Here is a 20,583-nt window from a genome sequence, read left to right as displayed (position 1 = left end):
GGGGCCCGGTTGCTAACCTGCGACGGTGAGCGAACACGCCGCGAATGTGGCACACCGAGCCGAGCGCTGGCCCGGTGCCGTCCCGGTGAGCCGGTTTCCGTACCTGCTCGGCATGGCCTACCTGCTCGGAGCGATCGGCAACCTGGCGATCGCCGCGATGCACACGGGCGACTGGGCGGGCCTGCTCGACCCGAGCCTGGGACGCTACGGCGACCCGAAGGACCATCTCACCCCGATCGGCCCGAACTCGCTGTGGAACCCGCTGACCTGGCTTTTCGGGCTGGCGCACACGGCGGCCCTGTTCGTCGTCCCGCTCGCTGTCGTCGCGGTCGTCGCGGGCGCGGCGTATGCCTTCGATCCGGCCCTGCGCACCGACCGGCCGGCGCTACGCCGACTCCTGGTGGGCACGGCGATCGGGGTCGCGCTGCTGGCGGTCAGTCTGTCTCCGTACGGTCGGCAGCTTCAGCACTGGCTGCTGGACTGACCTCGTCGGTGGGCTGGTCGACGGTGCGGCGCGGACCGGTGAACCAGTGCCGCGCCGACGCGTACCACCAGATCGCCACCCCGGCGAGCACGCCGCCCACCGCGATCGGCGCGTAGTTCACCGAGGACCAGGTGAAGTCCGGGTTGCCCGGCACCCCGGCCGGCACGATCGGCAGCACGAAGTAGATCGAGATGATGGCGATCTCGACGACCGCGATCCAGCCCAGCAGCTTGTACCTGCGGCCCAGGTTCCACGGGCCGGGCCGGAACGCGTCACCCATCCGCAGCCGCAGCGCGATCGGGATGAGGAAGGACAGGTACAGACCAATCACCGCGACCGACACGACGGCGTAGAAGGCGACCGGCACCCCGGCCGGGCTGCTGTAGAGCGCGGGCAGGGTGAGTACCAGCCCGGCCAGCGTGGTGCCGATGATCGCGTTGCGCGGCGTGCCGTTGCGGTTGACCTTCGACCACAGCCGCCAGCCCGGCACCGCGCCGTCCCGGCTGAACGCGTACGTCATCCGGGAGGTGCTGGTGACGCAGCTCGCCCCGCAGAAGAACTGGCCGATCGTCGAGATGATGATGACGACCTTGAAGAAGAACGGGGTGAGCGCGCTCTCGAAGATCGCCCCGGAGAAGCCGCCAGCCTCGTTGACGGCGTCCACGTCGGTGGCCGCGAAGAGGAAGGCGAGCAGCAGGATCCAGCCGCCGATCGCCGAGTAGAAGATCGATTGCCACAGTCCCCGGGCGGCGCTCAGCGAGGCGCCCCGGGTCTCCTCGGAGACGTGCGCGCAGGCGTCGAAGCCGGTGATCGTGTACTGGGTGAGCAGGAAACCCAGCGGCAACACGTAGATCCAGAAGGTCCAGCCGCTGGTGGCGCCGTCGGCGAACCCCGAGTTGTTGAACCGCTCGGTGAAGACGAACTCGAAGCTCTGGTGGCGGTCGGGCACCAGGATGAGGATCAGCACCACGGCGGCGGCGCCGGCGACGTGCCACCAGACCGAGACGTTCTGCAGCAGGTTGATGATCCGATGCCCGTAGATGTTGATCAACCCGTGTGCCGCCAGGATCAGCACGAAGAGCAGGAACGTCTGGCGCAGCGTGCCGTCCCAGCCGTCGACCGTGGCGGTCAGGGTCAGGTTGAGGAAGGTGGCGCAGCCATAGTCCACGGACGCGGTCACCGCGACAAGGCCGATCAGGTTGAGCCAGCCGGTGAACCAGCCGTGCACCGGCCGGCCCATCTTCGCCGCCCACCAGTAGATCCCACCGGCCGTCGGGTACGCGGAGACCAACTCGCTCAGGGTGAACCCGATGATCAGGATGAACAGCGAGATCAGCGGCCAGCCCCAGGAGACGGCGACCGGTCCCCCGTTGTTCCACGCCTGGCCGAAGGTGGTGAAGCAGCCGGCCAGGATCGAGATGATGGAGAACGAGATGGCGAAGTTGGAGAAGCCGCTCCAGGTCCGCCGCAGCTCCTGCTTGTAGCCGAGTTCGGCGAGCCGGCGGCTGTCGTCATCGGCCGGCGGACCGGCGGTTTCCGCTGGCCTGGTGGTCACGGCGCACCTCCAACTCAACCGGGGTGATGCAGTCTCCACCCATCGATCAACAATGGTCAATCCCCTGATCGGGTTCGGCGCCGGCAGCCCACGCGGAACACTGCCGCCCGACGTGGGCGCGGTCAGCCGAGCCGGGCCAGTTCCTCGGCGGTGAGCCGGATGGCCCCGGCCGCGACGTTCTGCTCCAGATGGTCTGGGTCGCCCGTGCCGGGAATCGCCAGCACGTGCCTTCCCCGATGCAGGGTCCAGGCCAGGCGTACCTGATGGGGGGTCACGGCGTGCGCGGCCGCGACGGCGCGGACCGCCTCGTCATGGTCGGTGCCGGCGCCCGCCTCCCGGCGCGCGCCGGCGATGGCGAAGAACGGCACGTACGCCACCCCGCGCTCGCCACAGATCCGCAGCAGCTCGTCGTCGCCTCGGTTGTTGTCAAGCGCGTAGGTGTTCTGCACGCAGACGACGGGGGCGACGGCCCCCGCCTCGTCGAGGTGGTCGGCGCGGACGTTGGACAGGCCGAGGTGCCGGATCAGTCCGGCGTCCCGCAGCTCCGCGAGGGCTCCGAACCGCTCCGCCACCGAGTCGCGGCCCCGCCGCTTCACGATCCGCAGGTTGACCACATCAAGGTGGTCGCGGCCGAGCCGGCGTAGGTTCTCCTCCACCTGCGCGCGCAGTTCCGCCGGGGTGTCGGCCTCGACCACCCCGCCCGCCGGGTCCACCGCGAAGCCGACCTTGGTGGCGATGACCAGCTCGTCCGGGTACGGCGCGAGGGCGCGCCGGATGAGGTCGGTCGCGTACCGCGGGCTGCCGGTGCCGACCCCCAGGGTGCCGCCCGGGGAGACGTAGAAGGCGGCGGTGTCGATGTGGTTGACGCCCAGGTCGAGAGCCCGACGCAGCACCCGCACGGCGCGTGCCGGGTCCGGATCGGCGGTGAGTCGCATCGAGCCGAAACCCATCCGGTTGGCGGTGCGGTCGCCGAGGCTCCAGGTGCCCGCGGCGGCCGCGGTGATCTTGTCGGTAGGCATCCGGCGAGGGTAGGAGACAGCCTCTGAGCTGCGCAGTCGGTCAAGCGCCCGATACCGGTACGCCCCGATCACTGCTAGTTTTATCGTGCCAGGTCAACGCTTTGATGATCGCGATACGATCGTCGACCGTGGAGGACGCCGCGCTGTCGAAACCAACCCATCAGCCAGTCGAGCTGCGGATCGGAACACCGGAACGGGCCCGCGCCGAGGACGCCCTGGCCGAGCATCTCGCGGCCAAACGGATCGACCCCGCCGAGTTCGAGCGGCGGGTGGCGGCGTGCCGGGCGGCGGGCACCCGATCGGAACTGATGGCGCTGTTCGCCGACCTGCCCGCACCCCATCCCTCGTTTGCCGAGCCCTCCGACGGCACGGCCCCGGGGACGGAGGCGACCAAGCCGACCAGCAGCGACTCGAAGCTCTGGAACAACGTGGTGTTCTACGGGCTGCTGCTGTTCTATTCGTGGCTGACGCTGAACGCGGTCGCGATATGGGGCTGGTGGGCGCTTCTCGTCATGCCGGTGGCGCTGGCGGTCGTCTCCCTCATCGGTGCCTGGATCGTCGTCCTGGTGCGCACCAGGCGTCGCGGCGGTCGCTGACCACCGCGACCGGCCGCACCGGCGCTCGGCATGCGGCATCTCGCGGGTTGACGGGACAGGATCCCGCGACATGCCGCACACCGAGTCGATCACGTGACCGGGTGGGCGGCGGCGTCGAGCGGTTGCCGGGCCGCGGTGCGGCGCCGGGCGGCCGGCGGCGTCGCTATCATGTCGTGGTCGCCGGCTCGTCCAGGTCGACAGTGAGGCCCGGCGCGGCCACCGACACCGGCCCGTCGTACGCCTGCCGCGCGGCGGTGAGTAGCGTCTCCGGATCCGTACCCGGCCAGCGATGGGCCAGCACCACCCGGCGTGCTCCCGCCTCGGCCGCGTACCGGCCCACCTCGGCGGCTGTGGACAGGTAACCGGCGTGCCGCTCCGGCATCTCGTCCGCGTACGTCGCCTCCGCGATCAGCAGGTCGACATCCCGGGCCAGAACAACCAGGTCGGGACTCGGGCCGGTGTCACCGGTCCAGGCCACCGTCGACCCGTCCGCCTCGAACCGCACCCCCGCGTTCGGCACCCAGTGCGGCAGCGACCAGGTCGTGGCGCGCAGCCCACCAACCGACAACTCCGCACCGGGTTCGAACTCCCGCAGCTCGTACGCGGGGTCGAGCATCCCCGGCTCGTCGATGGCGAGCAGGGGGCCCAGGCTGCCCACGGGGGCGTACACGGGAAGGGCCGGACCGGAGCGGTCGGTGAGCACCCGGACGCGTAGCAACGGCTGGAGGTCCGCGCAGTGGTCGGGGTGGCCGTGGCTGACGTAGACGGCGTCGATGCCGGCGGCCGGCATCCGGGCCTGCAGGCCAGCGAGCGTGCCGTAGCCCGGGTCGATCAGCACCCGCTGTCCACTGTGCTCGATCAGGAAGCCGCAACAGCCCTCGTCGGCGGTGGGAAACGCGCCCAGACCACCCAGCATGATCACCCGCATGCCGGGCAGCGTAGCCAGACCCGGCGGTCAGGTGAACACGAGCCCGAGCACCCAGACCACCGCGATGGCCAGCCCCGCCGACACCTCGATGAGCACGGCCAGGCCGGCCGCCTTCACCGCGTTCCAGGTCGACGGCCAGGCCAGCCCGGCGTCGCCGAGCCGGTGCAATTCGGCGAGGAAGATACCCACGACGAATCCGATGATCAGACCGACGAACGGGATCACGAAGAAACCGACAATGCCGAGCACCGCCCCGGCCAGCAGCGAGAGGTTCGGCACCCCGCTGCGTTTCAGACTGCGCCCCGGCAGCAGAAATTTGATCACTGTGCCGCCAACGGCCAGCACGGTCGCCGCGGCGAGCACCAACCACCGGCCGGGTCCGGCATCGGCGAGGATCGCCCAGATCAGCACGCCGCCCCAGCACAGCGGCAACGCCGGCAACCCGGGCACGATGATGCCCGCGAGGCCCAACACAATGGCCGCCCCTGCGACGAAGGTGGCCACGGCTTCGGTGTCGGTCAGTTCCACCCGGTCAGCCTGCCGCACCGGCGGCGGCGTGGCTACCGGACGGCGTCCCCGCGCCCCCCGCGCCCCCCGCGCGCCCCCGCGCGCCCCCGCGCGCCCCCGCGCGCCCCCGCGCCGATCTAGGGCAGATGGTCGCGAATAGAGGTTAACTAGCGACCATCTGCCCTAGATCGCGGGGAGGGTGGCCCGCGGGGGGCGGTTAGTCGGCGGACTCCAGGAGCATCGCGATGCCCTGGCCGACGCCGATGCACATGGTGGCCAGCGCGCGCGAGGCGCCTCGGCCGCACAACTCCGTGGCGGCGGTGAGGGCCAGCCGCGCGCCGCTGGCGCCGAGCGGGTGGCCCAACGCGATCGCGCCGCCGTTCGGGTTGACGTGCTCGGCGTCCTCCGGCAGGCCCAGTTGGCGCAGCACCGCGACGGACTGCGCGGCGAACGCCTCGTTCAGCTCGACCACGTCGACGTCGGCGAGACGCACGCCCAGCCGGTCGAGCAGCCGGCTCGTGGCCGGTACCGGCCCCATCCCCATGATCCGTGGCGGCACGCCGGCCGCCGCCGTGCCGGCGATCCGGGCCAGCGGCGTCAACCCGTACCGGGAGACCGCCGCCTCGCTCGCCACCAGCAGCGCCACCGCACCGTCGTTGACACCTGAGGAGTTGCCGGCGGTCACGGTGCCGCCCGCGCGGAACGGAGTCGGCAGTGCCGCCAGCTTCTCCAGCGACGTCTCCCGGGGGTGCTCGTCGACCTCCACGAGCCGGGTGCCGCGCCGCCCCTCCGGCACCTCCACCGGCATGATCTCCTCGGCCAGCCGGCCGTTCGCCTGTGCCTTGGCCGCCCGCTGCTGGGAACGAAGGGCGAACGCGTCCTGCGCGGCCCGATCGACGCCGAACTCGGCGGCCACGTTCTCCGCGGTCTCCGGCATCGAGTCCGTGCCCCAACCGGCCTTCATCAGTGGGTTGACCAGCCGCCAGCCGATCGTGGTATCGACAATCTCCGGGGTACGCGACCACGCCGCGCCCGCCTTCGGCGTCACGTACGGCGCGCGGGTCATGCTCTCCACGCCGCCGGCGACCACCAGGTCGGCCTCCCCGGCGACGATCGACCGAGCCGCCGTGGCCACCGCGTCCAGCCCCGAGCCGCACAGCCGGTTCACCGTGCTGCCGGGCACCTCCTCGGGCAGCCCGGCGAGCAGCGCGGCCATCCGGGCGACGTTGCGGTTGTCCTCACCGGCCTGGTTGGCACAGCCCAGCACCACATCGTCCACGGCCGCCCAGTCGACCGCCGGGTGCCGGGCAACCAGCTCACGGATCACCAGCGCGGCGAGGTCGTCGGGGCGGACGCCGGCAAGCGCGCCGCCGTACCGGCCGATCGGGGTGCGGACACCGGACACCAGGTACGCCGTGTTCATCGACCGATCCTCCGGGGGTGAGTGGACGCGGGGTGCGCGGACGAGGGGCGAGCCGGGACGGATCGCGCCAGGGCTCGCCGGCCAGGATAACCAACCCGATAGGTTGGGTCCGTGATCCAGTCGCCGTCCCGGTCGCGTACCAGGGTCACCTGGCAGCGGTACGTGGCGGCCGCTTCCGCGGTGTGCGCGGTCACCGGCGCGGTCGCGATCGTCGTCGCGGTGGTCGGCGGACCCGGGCCGGGCCTCTCCGGCTACGTGAGCGAGGCCGGCATCTCCAGCAGCCCGTACGCCGCCGTCTACCGGGGTGGCGTGTTCGGGTTGGCCGCCTGCCTGCTGATGCTCGCTGCCGCGCTGCCGGCCGCGCCCGCCGACGAGCTGCCGGGTGGCGCCGTCCTGGGAAGCCTGATGTCGAGCCGGCTACCGGCCGTGGTCAGGTCCGCCGCCCAACTCCCGGTCGTCCGGTTGATCATCGGACTGCTGACCGGGGCCCGGGCCGCGAGCGCGCTGCTCGTCGCGGGTGCCGTCGCCACCGCCGTCTCCGGGACGGTGAGCTGTTCCGACGGCTGCCCCCTGCCGCCGTACGACCGGGTCACCGTCGCGGACCTGGTGCACGGCGGGGCGAGCATCGCCGCGGTCGCCGCCTGCGTCTTCGCGATGCTGGCGGTGGCGCTGACGACGGTCGACCCGGTACGACTTCGGGTGTCCGTGACTGCCGCGGCGGTGGCACTGCCGCTGTCCGCGGCGGTCGGGCTGGCCATGCTCACCCAGGGCCGGGGCACCACCGTGGGCCTGCTGGAACGGCTACTGCTCGCCGACATCGTGTGGTGGGCGGTATGCCTCGCCACCGTACTTGCCCTGTCCCGGAGCCGGCCGTAAGGAGCGTCACGGTCACCGATCCTTCCCGTCCGGGGCGCGACCGGCGTATCGTCGGCCGGCGATGACAAACATCTGGGGCCTCACCGTGCGCCTGTACGTCGATCTGCGACGGCAGGCCAGCGGCGTCTGTCCGGGCGACCCGACCCGCTGACCGACGCCCACCCACGGCGGACCGAAGACACCTCCGCCGGCCAGCTCCCGTGGACCCCATCATGCTTACCGCGCTGCGCAGAATCCCCTTCTCCGTACAGATCCTCGCCGGCCTGCTGCTCGGCGTCGCCCTCGGCTACCTCGCCCGGTCCGGCGACGTCGGCTGGCTGTCCAGCACCCTGGACACCACCGGCAGCCTCTTCGTCCAACTCCTCAAGCTCGCCGTACCGCCGCTGGTCTTCACCGCGCTTGTGGTAAGCGTGGTCAGCCTGCGCGGGGTCGCGAACGCCGCCCGGCTGGCGCTGAAAACCCTGCTCTGGTTCGGCATCACCGCGCTGCTCGCGGTCGGTGTCGGCATCGGGCTCGGTCTGCTGCTCGACCCGGGCCGGGGGGTGAACCTGGACATCGCCGGCGCCAAGGCGCCGGAGCGGACCGGCTCGTGGACCGACTTCCTCACCGGCATCGTGCCGACCAACCCCGTCGGGGCGTTCGTCGAGGGCAACGTCCTGCAGATTGTCTTCCTGGCCATCGTCGCCGGAGTGGCGGCGCTGCTCGTCGGCCAGGCCGCCGAGCCGTTCGTGACCGTCAACAAGGCCGTCCTGGAGATCGTGCAGAAGGCGTTGTGGTGGGTCATCCGGCTCGCCCCGCTCGGCACCCTCGGCCTCATCGGACACGCGGTCGACTCGTACGGCTGGGACCTGCTGGCGCCGCTCGCCCGCTTCACCACCGGCGTCTACGTCGGCTGCGCCATCGTGCTGTTCCTGATCTATCCGGCGGTGCTGGCCGTCGCCGGTCGGCTCAACCCGGTGCGCTTCTTCGCCGGCGCCTGGCCGGCGATCCAGCTCGGGTTCGTCTCCCGGTCCTCGGTGGGCACCATGCCGGTGACCCAGCGCTCGGTGGAGCGGCTCGGCGTGCCCCGGGAGTACGCGTCGTTCGCGGTGCCGTTCGGCGCCACCACCAAGATGGACGGTTGCGCGGCGGTGTACCCCGCGCTGGCGGCGATCTTCGTGGCCCAGGTGTTCGGCCTCTCCCTGCGCCCGGTGGACTACCTGTTGATCGCCTTCGTCTCGGTGGTCGGCTCGGCCGCCACCGCCGGACTCACCGGCGCGCTGGTGATGCTCACCCTCACCCTGAGCACGCTGGGTCTGCCGCTGGCCGGCGCCGGCCTGCTGCTGGCCATCGACCCGATCCTGGACATGATCCGGACCGCCACCAACGTCGCCGGCCAGGCGTTGGTGCCGACCGTGGTCGCCGCCCGCGAGGGGGTCCTCGACCGCACCGCGTACGACTCGGCCGGTCGCCGGGAGCCGGCCGAGCCGGCGTCCGCGCCGGAACCGGCCCGCGCGCCGGCACCCACCCCCGCCTGAACGTGCGGAAGGGGCCCTGACCCGGGGGCCCCTTCCAACGGTTCCCGCTACCGCCAAGGAGGCGTCCCGTGACTGTCCTGTTCCGCCCGCTCGACCTGCGCGCGGTGACCCTGCCGAACCGGGTCGCCATGGCGCCGATGTGCCAGTACAGCGCCGGTCCCGACGGGCTGCCGAACGAATGGCACCGCATCCACCTCGGCACCCGCGCCGTCGGCGGGACGGGCCTGGTGCTGACCGAGGCCACCGCGGTCCTGCCCGAGGGCCGGATCAGCCCGCAGGACACCGGACTCTGGTCGGGCGCGCACGTCGACGCCTGGCGACCGATCACCCACTTCATTGACGCCCAGGGCGCCGTACCGGCGGTGCAGCTCGCACACGCCGGCTTCAAGGCGTCGACGTACCGGCCGTGGGCACCGCGATCCGGCGGCGTGCCCGACACCGAGGGTGGCTGGACCCCGGTCGGCCCCGGCGACGAACCGTTCGTCCCGGCGTACCGGGTGCCGACCGCGCTCGACGCGGCCGGCATCGGCCGGGTGGTTTCGGCGTTCGCCGACGCGGCCGGCCGGGCGATGGACGCCGGCTTCGCGGCCGTCGAGATCCACGCCGCGCACGGTTACCTGCTGCACGAGTTCCTCTCCCCGCTGACCAACCATCGAAACGACGGGTACGGCGGTGACCAGGGTGGCCGGATGCGGCTGGCCCTGGAGGTGGCGCGGGCGGTGCGGGCCACGGTCGGCGACGACGTCCCGGTGCTCACCCGGATCTCGGCCACCGACTGGGTGGCGGGTGGCTGGACCGTGGACGACAGCGTGCTGCTGGCCAAGGAGTTGGCCGCCGCCGGGGTGGACCTCGTCGACTGCTCCTCGGGCGGGGCGGCCCCGCGGGCGGAGATTCCCATCGGGCCCGGCTACCAGGTGCCGCTCGCGGCCCGGGTCCGCCACGACGCCGGCGTTCTCACCGGCACGGTCGGACTGATCAGCGAACCAGAGCAGGCCGAGGAGATCGTCGCGTCCGGTCAGGCCGACCTGGTGCTGCTCGGCCGGGAGTTGCTACGCAACCCGTACTGGCCCCGGTACGCCGCAGCGCGGCTGGGGGCCGAGCCCGGCTGGCCCAGCCAGTACCTACGCGCCACCTGACCCGTCTCACCCGCCGCTAGCTCGTGGTCACCACTTTGGATCTTGGACGGATTCCGTCGTATTAGAACGGAATCTGTCCAAGATTTCGCCGACCGCCGGTTACGGCGGTCGCGGCGGTACGGCGGTCGCGGCGGTACGGCGGTCGCGGCGGTCAGCGACGGACGGCGGTTGCGGCGGTTGCGGCGGTTGCGGCGGTCAGCGGCGGTCGAGTTCGGACTCCAGGCGACGGATCAGGGTCTTACGCGCCCGGCCGCGACGTTCCACCCGCAGAGCGGCCCTGAGCTGAGCGGTGTCGAGGCGGCGGGCCAGGTCGATCGCCTCGGCCACCGTGAGGTCGGACAACATCTCGACCGACTTCCCGGAGGTGACGCCGCGGCGCGCCCGTTTCGCCGGTCCCGTGTTGGCGACGTACTGCCTGCCGGTCCTGGAGACCTGCCGCTTGCGGGTGTCGGTGGCGTGCCGTTCCTCCTCGGAAAGCCGTTCCCAGGCTCGCTTGGGCAGGTAACGACGGGTTTCGCCGTTCTGCCGGGCCCGGGACGCACCCTGCCTGGTCTGCCACCTCTCGTCTCCCCAGCGTTGCAGGGACCGCTGCCGCTCGTCCTTCGGTCCGACGAAGCCCCCGCCGCGCTTCTTGTACTCGTTGGTGAGCAGTTGCGACTTACGCGCCGACCACTGCCCCGGTCGGCCGCCCTTGTCGGAGGCCTTGATTTCCGCCTTGATCCGTTCCCGGAGGTCGGGCTTCGTGTACCGCGCCATGCCCGCCGTTACCCGGCCCGACGCGGCGTGAACGTCAAGCAGACCCTTCATCCAGCCCCAGGCCGGGCCGAGCCAGGCCGGGCCGAGCCAGGCCGACCAGGCCGGGCCGAGCCAGGCCGACCAGGCCGGGCCGAGCCGGGCCGAGCCGGGCCAGGCCGAGCCGAGCCGAGCCGAGCCGGGCCGAGCCGAGCCGGGCCGAGCCGAGCCGGGCCGGGCCGGGGTCACCCGGCGAGGTGACCCCAGTCATCCTGCAGCGTCCGCCACGGTCCCTGGGCGGCGACCCGGCCGCCGATCAGCACGACCACGTGGTCGGCCCGGTTCAGCGCGGCCCGCTTCGAGGTCGAGCCCACCACCGTCACCCCGTGGTCCCGCAGCGCCCGCCACAGGTCCAGCTCGGTCGTGACGTCGAGGGCGGACGACACGTCGTCGGCGATCAGCAGTTCGGTACGCGGTGCCAGCGCCCGGGCCAGGGCGAGTCGCTGCAACTGCCCACCGGAGAGCCGGGTGCCCTTGTGCCCGATCATCAAACCGAGTCCGCCACCGGCCGCCCCGCCACCCGCGGCGGCGAGGTCGTGGTCGAGTTGCGCGGTCGACACGGCGCCACCCGCGTCCACCTCGTGCCCGAGCCGGATGTTGTCGGCCACCGTGCCGGACAGCACCCGGGGCAGCTGACCCACGTACCCCACCTGGTTGGGACGCAGGAACAGTTCCGGCTCGGTGACCGGCCGACCGTTCCAGCGCAGCGACCCGGTGTGGTGCACGATCCCGGCCAGCGCCCGCAGCAGCGACGACTTGCCCGACCCGACCGGGCCCACCACGAGCACGAGCTGCCCCCGTTCCACGGTCAGGTCAACGTCCCGTACGGCGACCGTCCCATCCTCGTGCACCGCTGTGAAGCCGGACAGTTCCAGCTTCCGCAGCGGATGCCGGGGCGCGACCGGCGGCGCGGGCGCCGTGCCGGTGACGATGTCGACGCCGGGCACCGCGGCCGCGTACCTCGCCACGCCTGTCATCGCCACCGTGCGCCTCGTCCACACGCGGGCCGACGGCAGTTGCGAAACCAGCGACGCGGTGGTCCAGGCGAACCAGCGCGCCGAACCGAGCACCGACACCGCGACGAGGGTGGCCCCGGCGGAGAGCGTCCCGGACAGGAACAGCACCCAGGCCCCGATCGGCAACAGTCCGCTCGTGACGGCCGGGGTCGACCGGGCCCACACCTGGATGGAGATCTCCCGCCGCTGCCGGTCGCTGCGGATCGTGTCGAGCCGGGCCAGGTGGGCCAGTACGGGTCGGGTCGCGCCGGCCAGTTTCACGGTGCGGGCCGCCGACAGCGACGACACCAGCGCGGTGGCGAAGCTGGCCCGCGCCGCCACAGTGGCCCGCGCCGACCGTTCGAGCTTCGGCCCGAACAGGGTCGCGGACAGACCGGAAAGCAGCATCGTGCCGACGAAGAACATCCCCGGCACCCACGAGCCGGAGACGACCGTCATCGACACGAGGACGATCAGGGCGATCGACTGGTCGATGATGTTGTCGGCGAGGATGACCACCCGCTCGGTGTCTCCGCCCTGGGCCACCACCTCGGCCGGGGTGTGCTTGCTGATCCGGCGCGGCCCGGTCTGCCCGTGCACCAGGCGCAGGCTGATCCGCAGCATCTGCCGCACCCACCAGTGCGGGAACAGGTATCCCGGGAAGTACGAGATCGGGATGGTGATCACCAGTGCCGCGGCGATGCCCACCGCCGGCCACAGCGGGTCGCCGAGCCCGTCGACCACGTCGGCCCACAGCCACGGCAGCACTGACCCGTCGAGCCCCAGCACCTGGAGGGCGGCGAAGACGGCGACCGCGGTCAGCCCGTACCGGGGATCGTTGACGGCCAACCGGAAGATCTCGCGCAGGGTCCGGGCGGGCGGCCGCTCGGGCAGCGGTGGCGGGTCGGCCTTGGCCGCGGCGGGGGCGCCGACCGGCACGTCGGGCAACGGCCGAGTGGCCGGCCGGTCCGGCTGGGATCCGCTGGTCAGGCCGTCCGCCAGCGACGACGTGCCGTCCGCGGCGCCGCCCGGCGCGTCGGTCGCCACGCCGCCCGCGGCCCCGCCGGCACCGACCGCGGCCCCGGTCCCGCCGGTCCCGACCGCGACCCCGGCCCCGCCGGTCCCGGCCGCGACCCCGGCCCCGGCCGCGACCCCGACGAGGTCACCGGCCGGGTACGCCTCGACCGAGCCGCTGGCCAGCAGCTCGGCGAACCGGGTCGAGGTGCGCAACGGTCCCACCTCGATGACCCGGCCGTCGGCGAGCACCACCACCTCGTCGCACCGGCGCACCGAGGAGAGCCGGTGCGCGATGACGATCCCGATCCGGTCGCGCAACAGCCGTTCGGTGGCCCGTTGCACCCGGGTCTCGGTCACCGGGTCCATCCGGGCGGTGGCCTCGTCAAGGATCACCACGTGCGGGTCACGGACCAGGATCCGGGCGAACGCCACGAGCTGCTCCTGGCCGGCTGAGAGTACGTACCCGCCGTCACCCAGCCTGGTCGCGATCCCGTCCGGCAGCTCCGCCACCCAGGAGTCCAGGCCCAGTTCGCGCAACGCCCCGGCGGCGGCGTCGAGCAGCTCCGGGTCGAACAGGGCGATGTTCTCGGCGAGGGTCCCGGCCAGGATCTCGGTCCGCTGCGGCACCACCGCGATCCACCGGCGAAGCCCCTCGACGTCGAGGTCGAGCAGGTCGACGCCGGCCAGCGACACCGTGCCGCGCGGCACCTCCACGGCCCGGGTGAGCACCTTGGTCAGGGTGGACTTGCCGGAGCCGGTCCGGCCGATCAGCGCGTACGAGCGGCCCCTGGCGAAGACCAGGTTGACATCGTGCAGGGCCGGTCCGCGCTCGCCGTCCGCCCCGGCCGCGGCGTAGCGGAAGGTCAGGCCCCGGATGACCAGGTCGCCGTCGCGCGGCTCCGCACCACCGACCGGCTCCTGGCGGGACGACTGGAGCAGTTGCACGCGGGCCCAGGCACCGAACGCGTACTGCATCTCGGGCACCATCCGGGCGCCGTGTTCGACGATCGCCCCGAAGCCGATGATGAGCAGCCAGACGGCGGTGAGCCGGGCGGCGTCGATTCGCCCGGTCGTCAGCGCCCAGACGCCGCCGAGCGCCACGGCCGCGATCCCGGTCCGCAGCACGCCGGCGGCGATGGCGGTGACCTTGCTCGACATGGCCCAGACGCGTTTGCCGCGGCCCAGCACCTCGCTGGCCCGGCGGGCGAACAGCCGCAGGACGTACGGCCGGGCCAGGCTCGTCCGCACGTCGTCCTGGCCGTGGATGGCCTCCTCCATCACCGCGGCGAGGTCGGACCAGGCCTCCTCCTCGTGCATCCGGGCGGGGCCGATCTTCCCGGTGGGTTTACGCAACCCCACCACCAGTACGGCGGTCAGCAGCACCATCCCGACGCCGGCCGGCCACCAGACGAACAGCGCGATGAGGATCGACAGGACACCGGCGGCCAGCATCTGGGCGAGCCGGACGCCCCGGTTCCGCAGCTCGCTGGCGACCTGGTATACGTCGTTGTCGATCCGGTCGAGCAGCTCGCCGACCGGGGTGGTCTCCAGGGTGGGCAGGTCCTGGCCGAGGGCCACCTTGCACAGCCGACGACGCACGTCGGCCGCCCAGTCCGCGGTCAGGCCGGCCGCGATCAGGCTCACCGCGAGGTCGGTCAGCACCGCCGCAACGAGGGCCACCGCGAGCAGCGTGAACAACGGCCAGGACCGGTGTACGAGCACCGGGCCGGCGGCCGCGGCGGCCGACGCCTGCCCGGCGGCACCCAGCAGGATCAGGCAGAGCATGACGCCGGTGCGGCGTGGCGACGTCGTCCAGAGGTCTCGGAACAGCCGCATGAAGGATCCCCCCGGAAACGATGGCGAGGTTCCAGCCTGGCCGGATGGGCCCGGACACTCAACGCATTTACGCCACCGGCAGAGTGGGGTGGGCAGGCGTTGGCCGCGCGCACCGGTTCACCCGTCGGTGGACCGGCTCGCCGAGTCGAGCGCCGCGCACCGGGCGGCGAGGAAGGCACGCTCGGCCGCGTTGTCGGTTTCCGCGATGGCCGTTCGGTAGGCGCGGACCGCTTCGTCCCGGCGGCCGAGCCGGCGCAGCAGGTCGGCTCGGATCGCGTGGATCAGGTGATAGCCGGGCAGGTCGAGCCGGTCCACCTCGGCCAGCGCCGCGGCCGGGCCTCGGACCTCGGCCAGCGCCACCGCCCGGTGTAGCGCCACCACCGGCCCCGGCGTGAGGGTCAGCAGATGGTCGTACAGCCGGAGGATCTGGGCCCAGTCGGTGCGCGAGGCTTCCGCGGCATCGGCGTGCACGGCCTGGATGGCGGCCTGGATCTGGTACGGCCCGGGCCGGTCGCGGCGCAGGCAGCGCCGGACGATGGCCTGGCCCTCGGCGATCAACTCCCGGTCCCACCGGTCCCGGTCCTGGTCGGCGAGGGGCACCAGGCCGCCGGCCGACGTGGTCCGCGCCGCCCGGCGGGACTGGATCAGCAGCATCAGCGCGAGCAGACCCAGCACCTCCGGCTCGTCGGGCATCAGGCCGGTCAGCAATCGGCCGAGCCGGATCGCCTCGGCGCACAGGTCCTCGCGGACGAGCAGGTCACCCGCGCTGGCCGTGTAACCCTCGTTGAAGATCAGGTATATGACGGCCAGCACCGAGGGGAGCCGGTCGGGCATCTCGGCCTCGCCGGGCACCCGGTACGGGATCCGGGCCGCCCGGATCTTTCGCTTTGCCCGTACCAACCGTTGCGCCATTGTCGCTTCGGGCACCAGGAAGGCGGCCGCGATCTCGGTGGTGGTCAGTCCGCCGAGCAGCCGCAGTGTCAGCGCGACCCGCGCGGTGGGGGCGAGCGCGGGGTGGCAACACGTGAAGATCAGCCGAAGCCGGTCGTCGGGCACCGCGTCCGCCCCCGTTCGGTCGCCGTCGACGCCCTCGATGTCCACGGTCCGGATGTCCGGGGTCGCGGCGGCGTCCGGTTCGTGCAGCAGCGCCGCCTGCGCGTGCCGGTCGGCTCGGGACGCCTCCCGGCGCAACCGGTCGATTGCCCGCTTCCGGGCGGTCACGATCAACCAGCCGGCCGGGCTGGGCGGCGGGCCGGTGACCGGCCACCGGCGGGCCGCCTCGGCGAAGGCGTCCTGGACGGCGTCCTCGGCGAGGTCCAGATCACCGAGGACGCGGGCCAGCACGGCCACCGCCCGGCCGTACTCGGTCCGGAACACCAGGTCGAGGTCCACCGGGTCGCCCCTCACTGGAACGGCCGCACCTCGATCGGCAGGGTGGTCGCCGCGGCGAGTTTTCCCGCCCAGTCCAGCGCCACGTCGAGATCCGGGACGTCGACCACGGTGAAGCCGCCGATGAACTCCTTGCCCTCGGCGTACGGACCGTCGGTGGTGAGGGCCTCGCCGTCGCGGACCCGGACCACGGTGCTCGCCTCCGGCTGGTGCAGCCCGCCGGAGAACACCCACACGCCGGCGTCCCGCAGCTGCCGGTCCACCTCGGACACGTCCCGCATCACCACCGCCATCTCGTCGTCCGGCAGCGGGCCACCGACCGGCTGCATCACGTTGAGCAGGTAACGGGCCATCGTCAACTCCTTGTCCTCGTCCTCTACCACGTACACGAACGGTCTCCACCCGATTCGACACCCCGTCGCGGATTCTCCCCACCCTCCGCCGGCGGTCGCGGGAAACAGTTGGCTGTCGACGTCGCGATTGGGCATGCTCGCCGCGTGCTGGAACTACGCGAACTCACGGTGGACGACTGGACGATCTGGCGGGAGCTGCGGTTGGCGGCCCTCGCGGAGGCACCGTACGCCTTCGGCTCCACGCTGGCGGACTGGCAGGGCGACGGTGACCGCGAGGAGCGGTGGCGCGGCCGGCTGGCCCTCCCCGGGTCGTACAACCTGGTTGCCGTGCTCGACGACCAGCCCGTCGGGATGGTGAGCGGGATCCCCGTTGACGGCGCCGACGGGATCGCGGAGTTGATCTCGATGTGGGTGAGCCCCGCGGGACGCGGCCGGGGAGTCGGCGTCCGGCTGGTCGAGGCGGTGGCCGACTGGGCCAGGCGGCGCGGGGCCCGGGTGCTGCGCCTGGCGGTGATGTCGGACAACGCGGCGGCCATCGCCCTCTACGAGCGCGCCGGCTTCCGGCACGACGCCCTGCTGGGCAGTTCCCCACCGAACAGTGCCAAACGCGAGGTGATCATGACCATGCCCCTTTCCCCGTCGATCTAGGGCAGATGGTCGTGACTGGATCTCCATTCATGACCATCTGCCCCAGATCGACGGGGCGAGGAGGGAGTTAGAACAGGACGGTGGCGAAGGTGCCGACCGGGCGGAAGCCGCACCGGGCGTACACCCGGCGGGCCGGGGCGTTGAAGTCGTTCACGTACAGGCTGACCGTCGGCGCGACCCGGGCCAACGCGTCCCGGACGACGGCGGCCATGGCGGCGGCGGCGATACCGCGGCCGCGCCAGGCCGGCGCCACCCACACTCCCTGCACCTGGGCGGTACGCCTGGTCACCACCGCCAGTTCCGCCTTGAACACCACCTCGCCGTCGACGATCCTGGCATAGGCGCGGCGTCCCCGGACCAACTCCATGACCCTGCGGCGGTAGCTGCGCCCGCCGTCGTCGGCCAGCGGTGACGTCCCCACCTCCTCGCTGTACATGGCCACTGCCGCCGGGAAGAGCAGGTCCACCTCGCCCGTGCGGACCAGCCGCACGGCCGGGTCCGGCGCGATCGGCGCCTCGGTCTCGGTGGCCAGCAGCGGCTGGTTGGGCCGGACATCCCGGGCCGGACCCCACGACGAGGACAACCGGTCCCACAGGCCGAGCACCGCGTCGGCCCGACCCACCAACGACGAGCAGGTCCGCTCCTCGCCCCCAAGTTGTTCGGCGAAGGCGTCGATCGCCGGCGGCGAGGCGAGCACCGGTGTCAGGTGCCCGCCGAGCCAGCACAGCGCCTCGACCTGGCGGCGGGAACCGTAGCCGAGGATCCGACCGTCGGCTCGCCACCACGACAGGCCGCGGGCGGCCACCCGCTCGGCGACCTGAGCCGCCGCGAAGGGGTCACGGTCCAGGATCCGCTCCACGGCCGATCGCTCGGCCTCCCCGAGTTGCCGCACCGGAACCGTCAGCACGCCTACCAGCCTGCCAGATCATCTGGCGGTCCGACCGGCCGACCGGCGCCCCGGGAGGGCTGCGTCAGAGCCCCTGGCCGGGCCTGCGGCGCGGCTTTCCACGGGCGCTAGCGCGCCGCGGCCACCTCGACGGTCGGCACCGGCCGGTGGCGCTCGGCCCACCGGCTCACCGGGGGCACGAGGGCACCGAGGGTGGCGAACAGGACACCGAGCACCAACCATCCCGGAAGTCCCCAGCCGACCGCCAGGGTGGTCACCACGACGGGCGCCAGCATGCTCCCGACCTGCATGCCCATCGCGTACGTCCCCTGGTACTGCCCGTGGGCGTGCTCCGGAGCCAGACCGAAGGAGATGCCCCACCCCGCGGCCGAATGCCAGAGTTCCCCCACCACGTGTGCCAGCGCGCCGGCGAAGAGCAACGCGATCGCCACCGCCGTGGGCACCGAGCCGCTGACCGCGAACAACGCGCAGGCCGCCGCGATGGCCACGCCAGCCCGGCGGGACGCCGCCGCCGCGCCGGTGATGCTCTCGGTGCCGCGGGAGGCCCGGACCTGGAACATCACCACCATCGCCGTGTTCACCAGCATCAGCGCGGAGATGAGCCAGCGCGGGGCGGCGGTGTGCCCGGCGATCCACAGCGGCAGTGCGATGTTGAGCAGGCTGAAGTGCATCGACATGAGCCCGTCGAGCAGGGTGAAGACGAGGAACGGCCGGTCCCGCAGGGCCAGCAGTCGAGGCCCGCTCGTGGGAGCGGGGACCGGCGGCACCGGCGCGAGCCGGGTGAGCACGAGGGCCGCGAGGAGGAACGTGGTGGCGTCGGCCAGCACCAACGCGACGTACGCCTGCCGGGTGTCGGCGGCGATCCCGAGACCCGCCACCACGGCACCCACCGAGATGCCCACGTTTGTGACGGAGCGCAGGTAGGCGCGGGTGCGTACTCGGTCGGCGACTGGCACCACCCCGGCGATCAGTGCTCCCCGGGCCCCTCGATTCGCCGCGTCGGCGAGGGCGCTGGCGGCGCCGACCAACAGGAAGGCCGGCAGCGAGCGGACGGTGACCAGGGCCGCAGTGAACCCGGCGGCGGCCAGCGTCGCGGCGATCTGGATGCCACGGGGGCCGTACCGGTCGGCGAGATAGCCCATCGGGCTGCTGGCGACGAGGCTCACCAGAGCGGTCACCGTGAGCCCGATGCCCACCTCGGTGACCGTCAGCCCGACCGCCCGGGTCAGGAAGAGGGCACTGGCGGTCAGCCAGATCCCCCGCCCGACCGTGTTGATCAACGTGGCCACGGCAAGGACCCGGGTCGGTCCGGGTGCGGGGAGGATGCCCATGATCCAATCAAACAATACGTACGTACGGTTTGAGAAGGGCCGGGTGAGCTGTCTCACCTCGCGCGCCGGGACGGTCGCCGTCGGCGCGCGTCGATCGTCAGTGGACGGTGACCGTGGGCCCAGTGATCATGCCGCGCAGCTCCTCGGGCAGCTCGGCACCCATCTCGTCGGCGAGCCGGAGCGCCTCCTCGATCAGCGTCTCCACGATCTGCGCCTCCGGAACGGTCTTGATGACCTGACCCTTCACGAAGATCTGGCCCTTGCCGTTGCCGGACGCCACCCCGAGGTCGGCCTCCCGAGCCTCACCCGGACCGTTCACCACACAGCCCATCACCGCCACCCGCAGCGGCACCGGCAGACCTTCCAGCCCGGCGGTGACCTCCTCGGCCAGCTTGTACACGTCCACCTGGGCCCGGCCACAGGACGGGCAGGAGACGATCTCCAAGCCGCGCTCGCGCAGCCCCAACGACTCCAGGATGGCGGCGCCGACCTTGATCTCCTCGACCGGCGGCGCGGACAGCGACACCCGGATGGTGTCCCCGATCCCCTCGGCCAGCAACGCGCCGAACGCCACCGCCGACTTGATGGTGCCCTGAAACGCGGGGCCGGCCTCCGTGACGCCCAGGTGCAACGGATAGTCGCACTGCTCAGCGAGTTGCCGGTACGCGCGGATCATCACCACCGGGTCGTTGTGCTTGACCGAGATCTTGATGTCCCGGAAGCCATGCTCCTCGAACAGCGAGCACTCCCACAGCGCCGACTCGACAAGCGCCTCGGCGGTGGCCTTGCCGTACTTGGCCAGCAGCCGCTTGTCCAACGATCCGGCGTTGACACCGATCCGGATCGGCACGCCCGCGTCACCGGCCGCCTTCGCGATCTCCTTGACCTTGTCGTCGAACTGCCGGATGTTGCCCGGGTTGACCCGCACCGCGGCGCAGCCCGCGTCGATCGCGGCGAAGACGTACTTGGGCTGGAAGTGGATGTCGGCGATGACCGGGAGCTGCGACTTCTTGGCGATCGCCGGAAGCGCCTCCACATCGTCCTGGGACGGCACCGCCACCCGGACGATCTGGCAGCCGGACGCCGTCAGCTCGGCGATCTGCTGGAGGGTCGCGTTGATGTCGGCGGTCAACGTGGTGGTCATCGACTGCACGGACACCGGCGCGCCGCCGCCGACCGGCACCGAGCCGACCATGATCTGCCGGCTCGCCCGGCGCGGGGCCAGGGGCGGCGGCGGCACGGCGGGCATGCCCAGACTGACAGCGGTCACGGAA

Annotated in this window: 18 protein-coding genes; 6 read left to right on the top strand and 12 right to left on the bottom strand. The window is 72.4% G+C overall.

Annotated features, from left to right (window positions below; translation table 11 throughout):
- Positions 1-25: 25 nt before the first annotated feature.
- On the top strand, positions 26-484 hold the full coding sequence (locus ACFQUZ_RS28005; protein WP_377447505.1) for a hypothetical protein: 459 nt from the start codon (positions 26-28) through the stop codon (positions 482-484).
- Here ACFQUZ_RS28005 and ACFQUZ_RS28000 read toward each other — a convergent pair.
- Entirely contained in the window at positions 435-2,039 is a 1,605-nt protein-coding gene (locus ACFQUZ_RS28000; RefSeq protein ID WP_377447503.1) for an amino acid permease, read from the bottom strand. The two genes, ACFQUZ_RS28005 and ACFQUZ_RS28000, sit on opposite strands and share 50 nt — an antisense overlap.
- A 122-nt stretch (positions 2,040-2,161) precedes the next feature.
- A complete protein-coding gene (locus ACFQUZ_RS27995) occupies positions 2,162-3,058 on the bottom strand; it encodes an aldo/keto reductase (RefSeq protein ID WP_377447501.1) in 897 nt (298 codons plus the stop codon).
- 128 nt (positions 3,059-3,186) lie between these two features.
- On the opposite strand from ACFQUZ_RS27995, the gene ACFQUZ_RS27990 reads away from it, so the two are divergent.
- On the top strand, positions 3,187-3,654 hold the full coding sequence (locus ACFQUZ_RS27990) for a DUF1707 domain-containing protein (protein ID WP_377447499.1): 468 nt from the start codon (positions 3,187-3,189) through the stop codon (positions 3,652-3,654).
- A gap of 166 nt (positions 3,655-3,820) precedes the next feature.
- On the opposite strand, the gene ACFQUZ_RS27985 is transcribed toward ACFQUZ_RS27990, so the two are convergent.
- The 3 genes from ACFQUZ_RS27985 to pcaF all read right to left on the bottom strand — a co-directional run bounded on the left by ACFQUZ_RS27985 (position 3,821) and on the right by pcaF (position 6,512).
- Positions 3,821-4,582 carry an MBL fold metallo-hydrolase gene (locus ACFQUZ_RS27985; protein WP_377447497.1) on the bottom strand — a complete coding sequence of 254 codons (762 nt, stop codon included), beginning with the start codon at positions 4,580-4,582 and terminating at the stop codon, positions 3,821-3,823.
- Between the two features lie 27 nt (positions 4,583-4,609).
- Positions 4,610-5,110 carry a DUF456 domain-containing protein gene (locus tag ACFQUZ_RS27980; protein ID WP_377447495.1) on the bottom strand — a complete coding sequence of 167 codons (501 nt, stop codon included), beginning with the start codon at positions 5,108-5,110 and terminating at the stop codon, positions 4,610-4,612.
- 196 nt (positions 5,111-5,306) lie between these two features.
- Positions 5,307-6,512: a 3-oxoadipyl-CoA thiolase gene (gene pcaF, locus ACFQUZ_RS27975; RefSeq protein ID WP_377447493.1), complete on the bottom strand. Its 1,206-nt coding sequence runs from the start codon at positions 6,510-6,512 to the stop codon at positions 5,307-5,309.
- Positions 6,513-6,623: 111 nt separating this feature from the next.
- Here pcaF and ACFQUZ_RS27970 point away from each other — a divergent pair, with 111 nt between their 5' ends.
- From ACFQUZ_RS27970 to ACFQUZ_RS27960, 3 genes are all read left to right on the top strand, one after another.
- Positions 6,624-7,388 (top strand): DUF998 domain-containing protein, encoded by a 765-nt coding sequence (locus tag ACFQUZ_RS27970; RefSeq protein ID WP_377447491.1) that lies wholly within the window; start codon positions 6,624-6,626, stop codon positions 7,386-7,388.
- Positions 7,389-7,612: 224 nt separating this feature from the next.
- Entirely contained in the window at positions 7,613-8,905 is a 1,293-nt protein-coding gene (locus ACFQUZ_RS27965) for a dicarboxylate/amino acid:cation symporter (RefSeq protein WP_377447551.1), read from the top strand.
- A 68-nt stretch (positions 8,906-8,973) separates the two neighbouring features.
- Positions 8,974-10,041, top strand: coding sequence for an NADH:flavin oxidoreductase/NADH oxidase (locus ACFQUZ_RS27960; RefSeq protein WP_377447489.1), 1,068 nt, complete (start codon positions 8,974-8,976; stop codon positions 10,039-10,041).
- Between the two features lie 195 nt (positions 10,042-10,236).
- Here ACFQUZ_RS27960 and ACFQUZ_RS27955 read toward each other — a convergent pair whose 3' ends face one another.
- The 4 genes from ACFQUZ_RS27955 to ACFQUZ_RS27940 all read right to left on the bottom strand — a co-directional run bounded on the left by ACFQUZ_RS27955 (position 10,237) and on the right by ACFQUZ_RS27940 (position 16,459).
- On the bottom strand, positions 10,237-10,797 hold the full coding sequence (locus ACFQUZ_RS27955; RefSeq protein ID WP_377447549.1) for a DUF5872 domain-containing protein: 561 nt from the start codon (positions 10,795-10,797) through the stop codon (positions 10,237-10,239).
- A gap of 221 nt (positions 10,798-11,018) precedes the next feature.
- Positions 11,019-14,681, bottom strand: coding sequence for an ATP-binding cassette domain-containing protein (locus ACFQUZ_RS27950; protein ID WP_377447487.1), 3,663 nt, complete (start codon positions 14,679-14,681; stop codon positions 11,019-11,021).
- 117 nt (positions 14,682-14,798) lie between these two features.
- The gene (locus ACFQUZ_RS27945) at positions 14,799-16,088 is read right to left on the bottom strand and encodes an RNA polymerase sigma factor (protein ID WP_377447485.1); all 1,290 of its coding nucleotides are present in this window, start codon (positions 16,086-16,088) and stop codon (positions 14,799-14,801) included.
- A complete protein-coding gene (locus ACFQUZ_RS27940; protein ID WP_377447483.1) occupies positions 16,085-16,459 on the bottom strand; it encodes a YciI family protein in 375 nt (124 codons plus the stop codon). The genes ACFQUZ_RS27945 and ACFQUZ_RS27940 overlap by 4 nt, the downstream gene beginning before the upstream one ends.
- Positions 16,460-16,567: 108 nt before the next feature.
- On the opposite strand from ACFQUZ_RS27940, the gene ACFQUZ_RS27935 reads away from it, so the two are divergent.
- Positions 16,568-17,071: a GNAT family N-acetyltransferase gene (locus ACFQUZ_RS27935; protein WP_377447481.1), complete on the top strand. Its 504-nt coding sequence runs from the start codon at positions 16,568-16,570 to the stop codon at positions 17,069-17,071.
- A 67-nt stretch (positions 17,072-17,138) separates the two neighbouring features.
- Here ACFQUZ_RS27935 and ACFQUZ_RS27930 read toward each other — a convergent pair whose 3' ends face one another.
- The 3 genes from ACFQUZ_RS27930 to ispG all read right to left on the bottom strand — a co-directional run bounded on the left by ACFQUZ_RS27930 (position 17,139) and on the right by ispG (position 20,579).
- Positions 17,139-17,978: a GNAT family N-acetyltransferase gene (locus ACFQUZ_RS27930; protein WP_377447479.1), complete on the bottom strand. Its 840-nt coding sequence runs from the start codon at positions 17,976-17,978 to the stop codon at positions 17,139-17,141.
- A 107-nt stretch (positions 17,979-18,085) separates the two neighbouring features.
- A complete protein-coding gene (locus tag ACFQUZ_RS27925; RefSeq protein WP_377447477.1) occupies positions 18,086-19,309 on the bottom strand; it encodes an MFS transporter in 1,224 nt (407 codons plus the stop codon).
- Positions 19,310-19,406: 97 nt separating this feature from the next.
- Positions 19,407-20,579, bottom strand: coding sequence for a flavodoxin-dependent (E)-4-hydroxy-3-methylbut-2-enyl-diphosphate synthase (gene ispG / locus ACFQUZ_RS27920; RefSeq protein ID WP_377447475.1), 1,173 nt, complete (start codon positions 20,577-20,579; stop codon positions 19,407-19,409).
- Between the last annotated feature and the right edge of the window lie 4 nt (positions 20,580-20,583).

Source organism: Plantactinospora sp. GCM10030261 (assembly GCF_042666615.1).
Lineage (GTDB): Bacteria > Actinomycetota > Actinomycetes > Mycobacteriales > Micromonosporaceae > KBS50.
This window is presented reverse-complemented; position numbering and strand designations above follow the sequence as displayed.

Coding starts and splice junctions, on each gene's coding strand:
- ACFQUZ_RS27995 (WP_377447501.1), bottom strand. CDS start 3,058: ATGCCTACCGACAAGATCACCGCGGCCGCCGCGGGCACCTGGAGCCTC.
- ACFQUZ_RS27925 (WP_377447477.1), bottom strand. CDS start 19,309: ATGGGCATCCTCCCCGCACCCGGACCGACCCGGGTCCTTGCCGTGGCC.
- ACFQUZ_RS27950 (WP_377447487.1), bottom strand. CDS start 14,681: ATGCGGCTGTTCCGAGACCTCTGGACGACGTCGCCACGCCGCACCGGC.
- pcaF (WP_377447493.1), bottom strand. CDS start 6,512: ATGAACACGGCGTACCTGGTGTCCGGTGTCCGCACCCCGATCGGCCGG.
- ACFQUZ_RS27985 (WP_377447497.1), bottom strand. CDS start 4,582: ATGCGGGTGATCATGCTGGGTGGTCTGGGCGCGTTTCCCACCGCCGAC.
- ACFQUZ_RS27955 (WP_377447549.1), bottom strand. CDS start 10,797: ATGGCGCGGTACACGAAGCCCGACCTCCGGGAACGGATCAAGGCGGAA.